Raw genomic sequence first — 14,854 nt, forward strand, 5'->3', positions numbered from 1 at the left:
GGGGCGAGCCTGGGAGCGATGCCGCGCTTCGGGAGTCGGCCCACGCTGGCGGGTTCGCGCTTCCGGCCCTGGATGGTAGCGAGGGGAAGCAAGGCTGTCGATTGCTTGACGTTGGTGGTGCCGGATCGGCTGGATTCTGACCGACTTGCAAGGATGTCGCGATCAGGCTGTGCTGCTGTGAAACAATAACATAGGGGATGCGAGGATGATCGAAATCAAACACCGCGAAACCGGCGAGGTGCTCGAACGGATCGATGCAACCAGCCTAGCGGGCGCCGACTTGCGCGACATGCAACTGAACGGCGCCGACCTGCACGGGGCAGACCTCACCGGAACGAACCTGGCCTCGAGCGATCTCGTCGACGCCCTGCTGACCGATGCCTGCTTGATCGAGGCCATCCTAGTCGGCACGGATCTGACGCGGGCCGATCTCAGAGGCGCTGATCTCAGGCGAGCCCATCTCGGCGCCGAACGGCCGTCACGCGCTGCCATCCTGAGCGGTGCGAATCTCGCCGGCGCCAATCTCGAGCGCGCGGATCTGCGCGAAGCGGATGTCCGATCCGCCGATCTCCAAGGTGCAAACCTCGCGCACGCCGACCTTCGCGGAACCGACTTCGCTGGCAGCGACCTATCCGCCGTCACCGCGGCGAACGCACTCTTTATCCGTGCCAATCTTCGCGAGGCCAAACTGAGCGGCGCCGACCTGCGTGACTGTCACCTAAACGATGCAAACCTCGCCGGGGCCTCCCTGCAAGCAGCGGATTTCACCAGCCTGACGCCCGAGGGCTTTACCGTCATCAATCTTGCCAACTTCGAAGGTGCCAATCTGCGGGGGGCAAACATGCGTGGCGTCTCGGCGCAGGAGGCTAATTTTCGTAACGCCAACCTGACCGACGTCGATCTCACCGATGCCGTCCTCGGTGGTGCCATTCTCAGACGCGCCGATGTCACCAATACCAATTTCGCCGGCGTCGAATTGGCGAGTGTCACCATGGAATTCGCCAACTTTTCAAAGGCGATCAATGCCGTCTACCCGTCGTACAAAAAAAATCTGAGGTGATGTATCGGGTCGCGGGGCCGCAAGCGTCTTGCGGAAACGCGCGGGGCGTCCGCGCACCACGCGCGATCGCGCCGCGCGTGGTGCACGGCGGCTCGAACCATTCCTTACCGCATGGATTGATAGTAGTCCATCAGGATCTGCGCAACCTCGGGGCGCGAAAACTCCGCTGGCGGTGCGATCCCGTTCCCCAACATCTCGCGTACCTTCGTTCCGGATAGGAGCACGAAGTCATCCGGGGTGTGATCCGGGGCTTCGCTCATCATGACCACGCGATGCAATTTCTTTGAGTAAGCCGTGTGATCGGCACGGAAGATCTCGATGTCGAGCGCGCCCGCGGGCACCTCTTCATCGAAGATCGTCTGCGCATCGAAGGGCCCATAGTAGTCACCGACACCGGCGTGATCGCGCCCGATGATGAAATGGGTCGCCCCCATGTTTTGTCGAAAATAGGCATGGAGCACCGCCTCACGCGGCCCGGCATAGAGCATGTCGAAGCCATATCCGGTCACCATCGCGCTGTTGGGTGCGAAATAGAGTTCGACCATCTTGCGAATCGCCGCATCCCGCACGGGGGCCGGAATATCGCCGGGCTTGAGCTTGCCGAGCAGCATGTGGATCACGAGACCATCACACTCGAGCCGTTGCATCGCCATGTGACAGAGTTCTTCGTGTGCGAGATGCATCGGATTGCGGGTTTGAAAGGCGACGACACGTTTCCAGCCCCGCTCGCTGATCTCATTGCGGATATCAACTGCCGTGCGGAAGGTATCGGGGAAGTCGTCCTGAAAGTAGGAGAAATGCAGGACCTGGATCGGGCCTGAGAGCAGGAAGCGCCCTTGGCTCTGAAAGGTCTTGACCCCCGGGTGCTCGATGTCGCGAGTGCGATACACCTTCTCGGTCAGGTGATCCATCTGCTCATCGCTCACCTCCTCAATCGCCTCGACATCCAGGATCGCGAGCACGGGGTTGCCCTCGACATTTGGATCTCTCAGGGCAAGGCGCGGGGCGTCCGCGAGTCCTTTGATGCTGTCGAGCAGAAACAACACCGGAACCGGGAAGAAGAGCCCACTGCCCGTCTGCATCCGCTCGGCAACACTCATGGCATCCGTAAGGTTCATAAAACCCGGCAGTGGACTGAAATAGCCGCCGCCGAGCATCACGGCATTCGCCGCCGTCTGTGAACTGACGACGATCGATGGCAAGGTCTCTGCCTCTCGCATCAGATCATGATGCAGGTCGGGATCGTAGACGAACAATGGTTTCAGGACATCGGAACCCACGGGTTTGATCATGCTCTGCCTCGGTATCGTTAGAGACTGCCCACACCCATCGGGCGAACACCGGGTGTGATGCGATTGAACGGTGGATGCGCCGCGCACCCGCTTTCGGACCTCGACGATCGGCGTGAAATGGGACAGACTTCGGTGACGCCGATCATCGACGCGGCGGTTGCGCGGGGCGCTCTGACCATGGCGGCTGCGTCGCGTGTCGCCGCTGAGCCGCACGGGCCGATCCGCATCGATCAGGATTGTACATGCAACCGCTGTCGTCGCACTTGTGACACCAGGGTCTTGCCCCGACAATGCTGATCGGATTGGACGCTCTTGGACGACAGCCACGAACGCAGGTTACGACACTCATGCCCTATTTTGTCTATAAGATTTCACCCCCGCTCCAGCTCGAGCACCTCGACACGATCGCACGCTACCAAGACGCCCGAGCGCTCGTGCGCAGCCGGCGTGAAGCCGAGGGGACTGGCAGCGCGGTGCAATATCGCATGGTGTTCGCCAATCAACAGCCCGAGGCGGAGAAAATCCTCTCCACCCCGCGCGACGAACGCGTCATCGGCGAGGATTGACTCTCACCTGCCCGCGGGTTTCACCACCGTCACAGGGTGCGGTCACGACCGGCCCGGTCAAACGTCGGAAACCCGCTCGATGCGGTCGCCCGCTCAACGCACCGACATCACCACGCCGGTGAGCGCCTCGCGCTCGTCCCAGAGAAACTGCCTGACCTTGCGGACATAGCCTTGGGTTTCCGAATAGGGCGGGATTTGACGACCATGCTTGATCACGGCACCCTCACCGGCGTTATAGCCTGCGAGCGCGAGGTCGAGGTTCCAATCGAACATGTCGAGCAGATCACGCAGATAAGCCGTACCGCCCCGGATGTTCTGTGCCGGATCAAAGCTGTCCGTCACCCCATAGCGTGCCGCGGTTCCGGGCATCAACTGCATCAGGCCCTGCGCGCCGGCGCGCGACACCGCATCCGGTCGATAGGCCGACTCGGCCCGGATCACGGCATGCACCAGGGCCGGCGGCAAACTGTAGCGGTGAGCATTGGTGTTGATCAGGGTCTCGAACTGGGCACGGCGCGCCGCCAGTGATTTTGGCAAGGCCGCCGCGGCCCGTGCCGCGGGTGGCGGTGGTCTCACCGCGGCGGTTCGCGCCTCACTTTCGCGCACGATCTTCTTCGTCTCGCGTTTCCACTCAAGACGGTATTGACTGCCCTTGAGGGGTTTATCCGTGAAATGGATCTTGCCTTCGGTATCGACATATTTGTAGATATCAGCCTGTCCTGGACCAGCGACAACGAGAGCGGACAGGGCGATCAAGGTCGTGATGATTCGTTGCATCAATCCCCCGCACTCCGAAAGATCATGGCCGAGCCCCGTGCCCGACACGCCATGCATTACCCGAATCAGTCCGGTCACACCCTCTCGTCCCAACCAGCGGCCTGCATCGAGCCCGCAGGGAGCGTCCGTGACCGGGGCATCCGGCGACGCCCCTCACCGGCGATCACCCCTGCCGCCGCGGCGCGCTTCGGGATCAGGGCCCAACTGGATCGTTCTTGATCCACGCAACCCTGGCTCCAGAATACCAAGAAGTCCGCCCGTACGCTGCGGTTCGACCTGGATCGAAGGTGTCGTTATTCAGCGACGAGCTATGATCACTCGAAAAAACAATGGAACAACTCGAAAAGAATTGCGCTTCCAGCGCTCATGGCTTCGGCGCATGAGCGATTCGGCTCTGTTTTCTAAATCAAAATCTTATCGTTGTTCGATTGTGTAACGCATGATCTTTGGCCAGGGCTCGCGGGGTCATTGAAAATGCGTTTGCGTCCCACTGCCCCTTTCCGATACCCTCCCTGTCGTCAAAAAACGTCATCTGTACCGGGGGGAACATGAAACGACGTGACTTTCTTGGCGCAGCCCTCTGCGCTGTCTCGACACCAGCCCTTGCCATCACACCCAAGGAACGCCCGCGCATCTTGGCGTTTCGGCATCTGCATACCGACGAACGCATTGCGGTTGCATACCGAATCGGTGATCACTATCAACGCGGTGCCCTCGAAGGACTGAATCACTTCTTCCGTGATTTCCGCACCGGCGACACCACGGCGATCGACCCAAAGTTGCTCGACTTCCTGTACGACATCAAGGTCGCCCTTGGTGATCCAGACGCGCGCTACGATGTCCTCAGCGCCTATCGCTCGCCGCGAACCAACCAAATGCTGCGGGCAAAATCCGGCGGTGTCGCACGCAACAGTCTCCACCTGACCGGTCAGGCACTCGACGTTCGCTTCCCCGACCTACCAACCCGGCGGATCCGTGACACCGCGATTACGCTTGCCCGTGGTGGGGTCGGTTTCTACCCGCGTTCGGATTTCGTGCATCTCGACACCGGGCGCGTGCGTCGTTGGGGCTCATGAGCGGCCGCGGCGCATCCGGGATCAGAATCACAGGATACGAAACCCGCTCCCAAGCGCGGGAACATCGACCTCGGTGATGCCCAAACGCAAGCGATCGTTCAAGCCTGGTAGATCGCGTGAACGCACGCGGGTCTCCAGCGCGAGCTCGGGGATCAGGACGGTGAGTCGGCGGTCATCGAGTTCGACGACGACGCCCTCACCGCGCCAATCCCGATGCTCACGCAGAAAGACGTGCTTCCAGTGCTGGTTCGACAGCCGCTCGGCGCGGCGGACCGCTGCCGAGCTCAGTTCAGCGGCAGCGATCCGCGTCATGACCTCGGCCTCGGACAGCCCACCGCTCCCAGTCAGCGCGGCGCGGATTTGTTGGTGAACCAGGAGATCGGAATAGCGTCGCAACGGGCTCGTTACCCGGGTGTAGACGGGCAGGCCCAATCCCGCGTGCCGCTCGGGCAGGGTCGCGAGCCGCGTGGGTTTGAAACGGCGCCGCAGTGCGTACATCGCAGCCAGATCGGTCGCCGTGCCGAGTCCCTCTGGCAGCACCTGGGTGGCATAGGGAATCGGGATGCCGCGCTCACAGCAGAACCGGCTCGCCGCCACGCCAGCCATCAACATGGCATCCGTCACTAGGGCCCGGCTCAACAGTCGCGGGAGCGGTGCGATCCGAACCCCGTCAACCCCGACCCGCACCGTGACTTCGGGCAGCTCTAGAGCGGTCGCGCCGTCACGCTGACGACGTGATCGGAAGGGTTCGATGCAGGCATGCATCCCGGAGAAGGGCGGCTCGTCGAGCCGTTCCTCGACCCATTGATAACTCACCCGGAGCACCCGCACCCAGCTCCGGTGGATTTCGACGTCGAGGATCTCGCCCGCCTCATCACAGCGCAGCCCGAACGACAACGCCGGCGAGACCTCTTGCAGCCCCAACCCGAGCCGGTCTGTCGCCGCCGGTGGCAGCATATTGACCACCCCCTCGGGGAGATACAGATTCGCGCCACGTCCCCGCGCCTCACGCTCGAGCTCGGATTCGGGATCGATCAGTGCCGCCACATCCGCAACATGCACCCAGAGGCGGTCGCCATCGAGACTGATGGCGTCATCGGGATCCTGATTGCCCTCGTCATCGATCGCATAGGCCAGGAGATGCGTGAGATCCAGCCGGTCCTCCGCGGGGAGATCCGGGACCCTGAGGGACGGATCCTGGATCGCCACACCACAGCGGATCGGATAGGGGTTGTGATCGACTGGCCAGTAACCCACATCGACCAACGCTCGGTGTGCATTCTCGGGGGTGGGCTGGTGCCCAAGCGCTGCGAGGATCCGACTGTGTTCAGCCAAACCGACGGCAAACCGCTCGACTTCGATGAGACGCTCGCGATCCCCGGGGCTCGGTGCCGCCGCCGCCATGCGCGCAAGGAAATCCTGCCAGTCGCGCTCCTCGGCATGTTTCGCCTCTCGTGCTGCGCGCTCACGGTCAACGACCTCGCGCGGACGGGCCTCGATCTGGGTCGGCGTCCCGGCGAAGATCAATCCTTCCGAAACCAGCTGCCAGGTCGCCCAGGCCGTGGCCGGGGTGTAGGCGTCGAACGCCAATTCAGCGAGATCCTGGAGCGTGGTCACGGATCCTTCGAGCAATTCCCATGCGGCTTGCAACTCGCCCTCTTGCGGGACAAGATCGGCGAGCCGCTGCAATGGCCCCGGGTGCAGGACGTCGACGTCCTTCGGACGCACCCGTTTCCGCTGGCCGCCATCGAGTTCGATCTCGATCTTCTCTCCAACAGAGACCACCCGAGCGGGCCGAACCTTGTAGAGCACCAGGCTGTTGACCGGCGGATTAGATTGATATGTCGACAAGCTGCTCTACTCTCCTGTGCCATGAATCGATCGATACTCCAGCCTGGGGTTATCATACCGGAACCGTCCTTCGAGCAATGCAGCATCCCGCGGCTTTCGAACAACATCTCCGAGGTAGACGACATGCACCCAGTTTGGCAAGAGGTTCTCAGCGCGAGCGGCGCGCAATTCGACGAGAACGGACGGGTCCGCTTCCCTGCCCCCACGCTCGATCAGGTTGACGCCGCGGCCGGTTGTCGGCTCTTCGATCTCTCCGCACTCGGGTTGATCGCGGTGCAGGGCGAGGACGCGGCCAATTTCCTGCAAGGCCAGCTCACCAATGACGTGCGCGAACTCTCCGAGAACCATGTCCAGTGGAGCAGTCACTGCAGCCAGAAAGGACGCATGCTGGCGAATTTTCTCGTGCTGCGTCGCGGCGACACCATCTATCTGCAGCTCTCAGCGGAGCTGGTGCCCGACCTGCTGAAGCGGTTGAGGATGTTCGTGCTGCGCAGCCGGGTCACGCTCGAGGACGCCAGCGACCGACTCGCGCGTCTCGGGATTGCCGGGGACTGCGTCGCAGCGGCACTGACGGCCTGTGCCCTGGGGATGCCCGAACGGGAGAACGGCATGACGCTGACCGATGAGATCACCGTGATCCGACTGTCCGGACCCACGCCACGGGTCGAGCTCATCGGGCCGCCCGAAGCGCTCCGCGCTCATTGGCAAACCCTGCTGGAGCACGCGGTGACGGCAAACAGCGAGGACTGGACCCTGCTCGACATCCGTGCCGGGATCCCCCTCGTTCACCAGCAGACCGTCGACGCCTTTGTGCCCCAGATGACCAACATGCATCTCATCGACGGCGTCAGCTTCAACAAGGGCTGCTACACGGGTCAGGAAGTGGTCGCCCGGATGCAATACCTGGGGAAGCTGAAACGGCGCATGTATCTTGCCGAAGTTCAGAGCGAGACCCCGCCCCAGCCGGGAGACGCGCTCCACTCCACCGCGAGCAGCTCCCAGCAGGGCAGTGGCGCGGTGGTCATGGCCAGCCCGGTGGGGCCCGGACGATACGAGCTGCTGGTGGTGGTCGAAACGAACGCCGTCGCGGCGAATCAGGTGCGGCTCGGGGAGGGTGGGCCGCTGCTAACACTCACGACGCCACCCTACGGGTTCCCAAGCACCGAGGACTCCTGAGACCATCACCGAGCCCGGCTGCCGCGCACCCGATCCACTGTCGGGGTCGCGGGCGCGCTTGAGGAGCAGCGGCGGCGGCCGATGAGAAGACACGGGCGCACGCGCGATTGCGCCGGATTCGTCTCGACCCTCGCGGCGGTCGCCTCACCCCGCTCCGCCCGACGTGCCGTTCGCACGCCGACCCTGATTGGTGTCAACCGAGAGCAAGATCGACCCGCATGACTCCTTCATCCCTCAGCGCGCTGTTAGGCTCGCTCGATGTCGTCTGGAAGCGTGAACCGTCCTCGATGTCTGCACTCACGAACATCCAGTGGCGCACGAACCAATGCGATCCAGGCTCGGTCCTCTTCTTCCAGCGCTTCGACGATGGGCGCGATGATGCGGAACTCATCGATCGCTATCTCCTCGCCAGCCCCTTCGCCGCCCTCGTGACCAACAAGCTGCTCGACGGCTGGACGCGTCTGCCCGCGCAGACCGGCATCTATGTCACACACCCGGACGACTACGCGGAGGTCGTGCGTCGATGTTGCGATCTGATCTATCCGTTGGATCCCAGCGCAGCCGTCTGCGTCGGTGTCACAGGCACCAATGGCAAAACGACGACCGTCAAATATCTCGAAGCCATTCTGGCCGCACAGGGTTGCCGCGTGCTCACGATCGGGACGCTGGGAGTCTCATTGAATGGCACGCCGCGTTTCGAGACCGGGTTCACCTCACCGCCATTGATCGAACTGCGTCGCCTCCTGCATGCCGAGCGCAGTCACTATGATGTCGTGGCCATGGAGGTCAGTAGTCACGCACTCGATCAAGGACGCGCACATGGCATCTCATTAAGGAGCGCGGCCTGGACGAACTTCACGCTTGATCATCTCGACTACCACCACGACGAGGCGCGCTATTTCGCAGCCAAGTCGCGTATCCTCGACCTGCTGGAACCCAGCGGGCAACTCGTCACCACCAGCCTGGAGGTCGCGGAGCGGCTGCGCTCAGCCCGTCCTGGAGCACCGATCGAGCTGCTGCGGGCCGCTGAGATCGATCGCACGGCCGTGGCCTTGAAACCCTTCCTTGCACTGGAGCACAACCGTCACAACTATACCCTCGCCGTCGCACTGGCGAACCGGGTTCTCGGAGCAACCGACGGCGCCCACCTGGGTCGCGAGGACTGGCGGCACCTCGCCGCGGTCCCCGGTCGCTTCGAGTGCAAGGTCATCGGCAAGCGCACGCTCGTGATCGATTTCGCGCACACCCCGGACGCGCTGGAGACGATCTTGAGCGCCATCCGCGGTGCCTTCCCGGATGCCTATATCCTCACCCTCTTCGGCTGCGGTGGGGGCCGCGATCGCGGCAAACGCCCGCTGATGGGGGCGGCGGTTGCGCGCTACTCCGATCACGCGATCGTGACCTCGGACAATCCCCGCTTCGAAGACCCGCGGAGCATCATTGCCGACATCCTGACCGGTATGCCACAGACCGGTCGTGAGGTGGTGGTGGAACGCCCGGCCGCCATGACCCGGTTGTTCGAGATCTTGAGCGCTTTGCCGGAACAGCAACCCTGTGTGGCGCTCATCGCGGGGAAAGGACACGAACGCTACCTCGATATTCAGGGCCAGAAAACACCCTATAGCGACCAGGATCAGGTTGCGTTGCACATGAAACGCCTCGGCTGGCGCGTTTCCTCTTGATAGCCCGATCGCTTGCGCGCATCCGCTCCCAACCGCGTCGGTTTCTCGCGCTAACGCCCATGGTGGTGTCGGCGTTGCTGTTGACCGCCTGCGGCAGCACTCCGGGAGACCAAGCCGATACACCACAGGGAACCTGGGCGGGACAGCCCATTGGACCACCACCGGCACGCAATGCCGGACTGAAACGCGCCATGATTCGACGCGCGATACAAGAATGGGAGTCTTTCGAACAGCAAGTCGTGGTGTTGCAAGGACGCCAAGAGAGCATCCCGAATGTAGGCGCCTGGGAGGACGACGCGAGCCACGCCGGGCGCGTCAATCGCTATTGGCGCGCGGTCGGACGACCCAGTTTAGATGGCATGGACTGCCAACACCCCTGGTCGGCCGCATTCCTGAGTTGGATCATGCGTGACCTTGGGGTGTCCGAAGATCAATTTCGCCCGGCCTCCGCACATTGGATCTATCTGACGCAGATCATCGAGCGCGCGTCCGATTCAGGACGCTATTTCGTGCCACGGCGCATCCAAGATTACACGCCCGAACCAGGTGACCTGATCTGTGCGGGGCGTGGTCGCTCACCGCTTCAGCCCGTTGGCGGGGACACTCGTGCCGCCCAGTTACAGGGCGCACCAACCCATTGCGATCTCGTCGTGGGCAAACGTGATCAGCAGTTGGAGGTCATCGGCGGTAACGTCCGCAACTCGGTCTCCAAAAGCATCCTGGAACTGGATGATCGCGGTCGCCTGCAACCGGTCCCACGACGGCCTTGGTTCCTGATCATCGAGAACCGTCTTTAGCGCTTGCGTACCTGACCCTTGACGTGAGAGAACTTGAATCGAAACACCATGAGCTTGATCAGAAACACCAGGGCGGGGAGCGCACCCCTGCGTCAGACACGACGTTCTCGTGGCGCACCAATCACACCCCTTGCGCTCATGTTGGTGATGCTCGCACTCGTTGTCTTCACGGTCCTGGCGAACACCTCGGCGGTCCGGTTCGATCGAGTCGCGCCCGCGCTGATTACAATTGAGGCCGAGCACGCGCCTATCGACGTGCTGCCAACACCCATTCGCTTACTGCTCGAGCCTGAACCGGACGGTCTGCGACTCAGTCAGAGCGATGATCGTTGGGGACGCATCCGCTGGGAACCACAGCTCACAAGCGATGTGGACCGGCTGCAGGTGAGCGGTCGTGTCAGCGTCGAGGACGCTGGTGCGAACCAAGCCATTAGGCACCAGGCGCGCCTGGTGTTGGTCCAGCCCACGGACAATCGCCCACTACGGCGGCTTATCGCAGGCTGGCCAGAGTCGGTCGCACAGCATCAATTCGATCGCATCATCCGCATCATGGATCCGGAACGTCCACTCTGGATCGATCTGATCCTGACCCCCAGTTCCGGGACACTGGTTCTTCATCGGCTCACCGTCGATGGACTCGCCACGCGGCTCTGGGTCGAAGCGGCTCGCTGGATCCTCCTGGCGTGCTGGATCGGATCGATCCTGGCCATTCTGTGGCACCTTTCACGCCCCATGCCGCGGCCATTGCAGCTCAGTCTCTGGCTGGTCGCGTCGGCTCTCTTCATTGGCTTGCTCGCTTCCCCCGAGCAACTCGCCACCTTGAAGGATCTGCTTGCCGCTCTGCTGCCAACCGATACGGAGGCTGCGGCCAGCCTGGATGTCAACCTGCTCGGCCATTTCGCCCTCTTCGCCGCACTGGCGCTCGTTTTATTCCTAGGGCGTGCGGATCTTGGCTGGCTGCGTCTTGCCCTGGTGCTGGCCGCCATGGCGAGCGCAACCGAGTTGATGCAACTCTTGGTCGATGGACGACAGGCCGACCCCTTCGATGTTCTGGTCGACCTCGTCGGCGCTGCGACGGGCATGCTCGCGGGATGGTTCATCCTTCAAATCGGATGGCTTCACCGCACCGGGTAGGATGTCGCAGGATGGCGGGGGTCAGGGCGCACGCGGCGCCTCAACCCGAGTGGAGGTCATCGCGCAGGGTTAAGGGGGCGCTCAAAACCAGATGATTGACCGCCTCGTCTCACTGACTCGACGTTCGATCCAGCAGGTGAACGGCAAGCCAGAGGCAGTGCGGCTCGACCGAGGTGCGCAAGACCCGATGTGGGGTTCGCGCTGGAATGAGAAGATGATCACCCGCCCGCAGGTCGATGCGCGCTCCATCGACCATGAGTTCGGCCTCGCCTTGCAGCAGACAGACCCACTCGTCCCACTCCTGGTCATAGAGTACTGGATCCGGCTCCGCACTGCTCAGGATCCGCTCGATGTGGACCTGCTCACCGCGCAGCAGGGTCTCGAAGGCCTCACCGCTCTCGATCCTCGCTTGGCTGGCATAGAGGTTGCCAATCTGGATCGTCCGCCCCGCGCCAACCGACACGGCCCGCGTCCTGTCATCTCTCGACATGACCGCCCCTAGAACCGATCGATCAAGCGAATCGACTGGCGCTCAGGACTCGCCACACTCAGGGTGCCGTGACCGCGACACTGGTTGCCCCGACGGGCGTCTCATTCATCGCGAAACGTAGGAAGAGGCGGTGACGCCCGGGATCAAGCGCAACCGCACGGCCCTGACCACTGACGAAGACACCATAGAAGACGATTCCAGCGGGCCGGATCCAACGCGTCAAGCTGGCTCCGCATTCGATCACCTCGCCACGCACATTGATCTCACAGACCTCAAGGCCGAGCGGAAGGCCACGGCCGGCATCGTCGGGTGACACCGTGATCCGTCCACCGCTGCCGATGTTGATCGCCGAGACAGCAAAGGCGGCGTGACCATCGACGCGGGGTAAACGGAGAATGCCATCCGCGCTTGGGGTCACACCAACGGCTAATAGATCGGGTGGCGCCGTTCTCATTGCGGACAGCAACAGGGTGTTGAGACCGGTCAGTCGGGACACGGCATCGCTGTTGCGACACTTGAAGACTGGAGCGATATCCAGGCCCGCGATCTCACGGGTTGGGGTGATGCCGATGACGAAATTTTGCGTCGCGCCAGGCGCGATATCGACGGGATTGTTAGCGCGCCCGATCAAGGCATTGGAAGCATTGGTCGTTTGGTAGGCAAGCCTGGCCGGAACACCCGCGGGTAACGCAATCGAGCAACCCGTTGCGGTCGTCTGGCCTTGGTTGATGAGGCTCGCGAACACCGTCGCCGGCTGATTCACCGCCACGGCCCGTGCGGTGGGCAGGATAGCCGCACTCAATTCGACCTGCGCCGGCTCGGGCTCAGGAGCGGCTTCGGTCACGACGACGGCTTCGTCGGAAAAAACCGACGCCCCAGCCGCGTTGAAGGCCTGGACCCGATATCCGTAGCTGGTCCCTGCACTGAGCCCGGAATCGGCAAAGGTGGTGACCCCAGCGGTCGTGGTCGCGATGCGGGTCCAGCCTCCACCCTGAAGACGACGCTCAATGCGAAAACCTGTTTCATTCGAGCTGTTGTCACGCCAATCCAGCCGAATCCGCGAGGTCGAAATCGCGCTGGCGGTCACCATCGAAGGAGCGGCTGGTGGCTGAGGATCCGGTCCTTCGCCATCCGATCCACCGCCACCGCCACCGCCACCCGAACCCACGGGCATGGTTCGACTAGCGCTGCGAGCAGACCGATAGTCGCGTGCCAGGCGCTCGATCAGCGTCGCATGCTGGGCGGCGTTGATCAGATTGTCACGCTCGGCCCGATCGCGCTCGAGATCATAGAGCTCGATGGGTCGATCCCGATCGTCCAGGATCAGTTTCCATTGGCCTGAACGATAAGCCGTGAGGAAGGTCGCGGCGCCTGTTTCGGTCCGATCGGCTTGGTGGATCATGTGATCGCGAGGTGATCGATTGGTCGTCCCGCGCAGTAATGGCAGGATGCTCACACTGTCACGCCCCTGCTCCGGCGCTAATCTGACGCCGACCAAATCAGCGAGGGTCGCATAGAGATCCTGAACACCGACTAAGCCCTCGACGGCCGAACCCGCGGGCCGCGACGACCCCTTCACCCCCCGTGCACCCCACTTGATCACAAGAGGGACCCGATGACCGGCCTCGTAGATGCGTCCTTTCGCGCCACGGAAGCCCATGCTGCTATCGTGACCACGGCGCAATTCACCATCGCCACGCAGTGCCCCATTGTCGCTTGAGAAGATGATGATCGTCTCCTCGGTCAGACCATGACGACGCAGCGCGGCCTGGATTTGCTCGAGGATGACATCGACCTCGACCAGCAGATCGGCACGGGGGCTGAGCCCGGTCGACCCAAGGATCTGGCGCCCCCCAAGTGACGTGGGTGGCTTGAGCGGCGAGTGCACGGCCTGGGTGTTGAGGTAGAGGAAAAAGGGCTTGTTGGCATTTCGCCCCGAGACGTGATCGTCGATGAACTGCAACGCCTTTGACATCAAGGCGGGCCCGACCTCGCGAGTGTTCCAATCACGCAGACCGATCCCGGCATGTTCTATTCCGGTGTTGCCGTAGTCACCAACCGGCCAGTGGATCAAGTCGCTGACCGAACCCACCATGCGGTCATTTTCGAAGAAGGCGTAGGGGCTGCCCTGGATCCCGCGCAGGGCGACGAATGAGTAATCGAAGCCACGCTGACCCGGACCGGCGAGCATGGGCCTGGAGAAATCCACCTGGTCATCCGGTGTCTGCGCTAACGCCAGACCATTCCCGCTCTTCAGATGGAAGTCGCCACCGAGATGGTATTTTCCCAACACTGCGGTGGTATAGCCGGCGTCTTGGAGGATCTGCCCCAACGATTTCTGCCCCGCCAGAATCTGCGAGCCACCCTTGTATTGCCATTGTCCCCAGTTCCGCAAACCGCGCCACTGGTAGTTGCCGGTCATGATGCTGTAGCGCGAGGGGGCGCACTTCGCCGCGGAGGTATGGGCATCGTTGAAACGGATCCCATCAGCGGCCAATTGGTGCAAGGTCGGCAGCGCGACCTGACTGTTGGGGTTGTAGCCCGAGAGGTCTCCGAGGCCCACGTCGTCGGCCAGGATAAAGACAATGTTTGGCCGCTCCCCAGCATGCACCAGGGCACCGAACGACAGCAGGAGAACAATCGCGAGAACCACCGACAACCCAACGGCGCCGCAACGGCGTCGCAGATGTTCCCCAGTCGTCTCCTGAGCGGATGGTTGCGCAGTCATCGCATCATATCTCCATTGGTTCGGGGCAAGCGGCTCGCGGGCGGCCCGGCATGAATTCAGGACCGGAGTGAAGCGGCTTGCTCAGCACCGGACAGGTGTGGGAGTCATCGAGGCGTGGCCGTGATGGCCGACGATCGAACACGCCATCACCTGGTGCAGCGGTCCAGCTGCGCAGGATACCATCAACTCGTTCAGCATGGCCATCCGTCAACAGATCGTCCGCGC

12 protein-coding genes are annotated in these 14,854 nt (G+C 62.6%); 7 read left to right on the forward strand and 5 right to left on the reverse strand.

The features are described from left to right. Nucleotides 1-205: 205 nt before the first annotated feature. Nucleotides 206-1,060 (forward strand): pentapeptide repeat-containing protein, encoded by an 855-nt coding sequence (locus tag CKO25_RS04510; protein ID WP_200386742.1) that lies wholly within the window; start codon nucleotides 206-208, stop codon nucleotides 1,058-1,060. Nucleotides 1,061-1,164: 104 nt separating this feature from the next. On the opposite strand, the gene sat is transcribed toward CKO25_RS04510, so the two are convergent. Next, a complete protein-coding gene (gene sat / locus CKO25_RS04515; protein ID WP_200386743.1) occupies nucleotides 1,165-2,352 on the reverse strand; it encodes a sulfate adenylyltransferase in 1,188 nt (395 codons plus the stop codon). A 347-nt stretch (nucleotides 2,353-2,699) separates the two neighbouring features. Here sat and CKO25_RS04520 point away from each other — a divergent pair, with 347 nt between their 5' ends. Then, entirely contained in the window at nucleotides 2,700-2,918 is a 219-nt protein-coding gene (locus CKO25_RS04520; RefSeq protein WP_200386744.1) for a hypothetical protein, read from the forward strand. Nucleotides 2,919-3,011: 93 nt separating this feature from the next. Here the strand turns inward: CKO25_RS04520 and CKO25_RS04525 are convergent, their stop codons facing one another. After that, complete coding sequence (locus tag CKO25_RS04525) at nucleotides 3,012-3,695, reverse strand: lytic transglycosylase domain-containing protein (RefSeq protein WP_200386745.1); 684 nt, start codon at nucleotides 3,693-3,695, stop codon at nucleotides 3,012-3,014. A gap of 548 nt (nucleotides 3,696-4,243) precedes the next feature. Here CKO25_RS04525 and CKO25_RS04530 point away from each other — a divergent pair. Continuing rightward, nucleotides 4,244-4,771 (forward strand): YcbK family protein, encoded by a 528-nt coding sequence (locus CKO25_RS04530; RefSeq protein WP_200386746.1) that lies wholly within the window; start codon nucleotides 4,244-4,246, stop codon nucleotides 4,769-4,771. A 27-nt stretch (nucleotides 4,772-4,798) separates the two neighbouring features. On the opposite strand, the gene CKO25_RS04535 is transcribed toward CKO25_RS04530, so the two are convergent. After that, the gene (locus CKO25_RS04535; protein WP_200386747.1) at nucleotides 4,799-6,622 is read right to left on the reverse strand and encodes a ribonuclease catalytic domain-containing protein; all 1,824 of its coding nucleotides are present in this window, start codon (nucleotides 6,620-6,622) and stop codon (nucleotides 4,799-4,801) included. Between the two features lie 123 nt (nucleotides 6,623-6,745). Here CKO25_RS04535 and ygfZ point away from each other — a divergent pair, with 123 nt between their 5' ends. The 4 genes from ygfZ to CKO25_RS04555 all read left to right on the forward strand — a co-directional run bounded on the left by ygfZ (nucleotide 6,746) and on the right by CKO25_RS04555 (nucleotide 11,411). After that, nucleotides 6,746-7,798 (forward strand): CAF17-like 4Fe-4S cluster assembly/insertion protein YgfZ, encoded by a 1,053-nt coding sequence (gene ygfZ, locus CKO25_RS04540; RefSeq protein ID WP_200386748.1) that lies wholly within the window; start codon nucleotides 6,746-6,748, stop codon nucleotides 7,796-7,798. A gap of 287 nt (nucleotides 7,799-8,085) precedes the next feature. Beyond that, nucleotides 8,086-9,480, forward strand: coding sequence for a Mur ligase family protein (locus CKO25_RS04545; RefSeq protein WP_242467410.1), 1,395 nt, complete (start codon nucleotides 8,086-8,088; stop codon nucleotides 9,478-9,480). Next, nucleotides 9,477-10,277: a DUF2272 domain-containing protein gene (locus CKO25_RS04550; RefSeq protein WP_242467411.1), complete on the forward strand. Its 801-nt coding sequence runs from the start codon at nucleotides 9,477-9,479 to the stop codon at nucleotides 10,275-10,277. The genes CKO25_RS04545 and CKO25_RS04550 overlap by 4 nt, the downstream gene beginning before the upstream one ends. Before the next feature lie 48 nt (nucleotides 10,278-10,325). Further along, entirely contained in the window at nucleotides 10,326-11,411 is a 1,086-nt protein-coding gene (locus tag CKO25_RS04555; RefSeq protein WP_200386750.1) for a VanZ family protein, read from the forward strand. 109 nt (nucleotides 11,412-11,520) lie between these two features. On the opposite strand, the gene CKO25_RS04560 is transcribed toward CKO25_RS04555, so the two are convergent. Continuing rightward, the gene (locus CKO25_RS04560) at nucleotides 11,521-11,901 is read right to left on the reverse strand and encodes a cupin domain-containing protein (RefSeq protein WP_200386751.1); all 381 of its coding nucleotides are present in this window, start codon (nucleotides 11,899-11,901) and stop codon (nucleotides 11,521-11,523) included. Nucleotides 11,902-11,959: 58 nt separating this feature from the next. Next, nucleotides 11,960-14,629 carry a sulfatase-like hydrolase/transferase gene (locus CKO25_RS04565; RefSeq protein WP_200386752.1) on the reverse strand — a complete coding sequence of 890 codons (2,670 nt, stop codon included), beginning with the start codon at nucleotides 14,627-14,629 and terminating at the stop codon, nucleotides 11,960-11,962. Nucleotides 14,630-14,854 lie beyond the last annotated feature (225 nt).

The sequence above is a fragment of the Thiocapsa imhoffii genome (assembly GCF_016583985.1).
In the GTDB taxonomy this organism is placed as follows: domain Bacteria; phylum Pseudomonadota; class Gammaproteobacteria; order Chromatiales; family Chromatiaceae; genus Thiocapsa; species Thiocapsa imhoffii.